General features: G+C 35.5%; 1 protein-coding gene. It reads right to left on the bottom strand.

The annotated features are described in order from the left end of the window. Positions 1 to 180: 180 nt before the first annotated feature. On the bottom strand, positions 181 to 1,077 hold the full coding sequence (locus QUB37_RS29730) for a transposase family protein (protein ID WP_333168835.1): 897 nt from the start codon (positions 1,075 to 1,077) through the stop codon (positions 181 to 183). Positions 1,078 to 1,143: the final 66 nt, after the last annotated feature.

Genomic DNA, 1,143 nt, shown 5'->3' with positions numbered 1-1,143 from the left:
AGACATCTCCAAAAACAATTAAAGCCTTTGTGTAACTAGGCTGTATGACGTAAATGCAATCATCCTAAATTAGCGACTCTGTACGCTATAATAAGGCTTTGAGATATTTATTGTTGATAATTAAGGCAAAATATCTAGTTATCTGCGTTGATTTTAACCTGATGATGTAGCAGATATTTCTCATGGTAATATTAGCGCTCTAATTCGCAACCTTACTATTCCACAAATCGTCAACACTACTTGCTCATATTTTTGGGGATTCAACCTAAATCTTTCTTGGACAACTCGAAATATTTTGAGCGAGCGAATTCGATGTTCAACAAAGATTCTTTTAGCCGAAAATGCTTTGTTTTGTTCTTTTTGTTCAGTTGTTAATTCTCGATTTCTGGGTTTTTTAATCGGAGTTGTAATTAAAGCTTCTCCAACGTAAGCTTTATCTCCCTTAAATCTTTGTTGAGGGTCAAACTGTGAGCGTTCTTCTCGGAATAAAGTTATATCGCTTTTAGGTCCAGGTTTCCCTGCCACAACATCAACGATATCTCTACCATCTGGCATGACAATTATTTGACTTTTAAATGTATGATTACTCTTCTTGCCTGAAAAATATTTTTCTTGTTCATCCTGATCTCCAGGTCTCTCTCTGACTTGTTCGTAGGTATCTACTATTAATTCATATTCTGTGAGTATTTCTTTGACTATTTCATAGTCAGCAGCGTTTTTTTTTACTTGTTCAAGTAAGCTACATGGTAGCATTTTTCGCAATTGAGGCCACCAATAATTAAACGTATCATTAGCTGTAGACTCGCTTACTCCAAACTGGATGCCCAGAAGTTGAAATGTTGTCATATGCCTCAGATAGACCAATGTTAAAATTATTTGTTCGCCCAGACATAGTTTGGGTTTCCTACCGCCTCCACCAGCAATAATTCTAACTTTTTTTGATTCTAGTAAAGCTTGTTTTTCATGATGTAATCGTTCCGCGTTTTGGATTAATTGTTGTAACTGCTCATAATCCAGACCCATTAATCGCTGTGTTTCTTTAGGATGCTCTTCAATATAATTTAGTATGTCGCTCATGTTTCTGTGTCAAAAAAGCTTTATGATGTGATATTACCACGAAGTGTTACTATTTTGGAGATGTCT

This window comes from Microcoleus sp. AT3-A2, from assembly GCF_036705685.1.
Classification (GTDB): Bacteria; Cyanobacteriota; Cyanobacteriia; order Cyanobacteriales; family Microcoleaceae; genus Microcoleus.
Note: the sequence above shows the minus strand (reverse complement) of the source record. Positions and strands in the feature narration are given on the sequence as shown.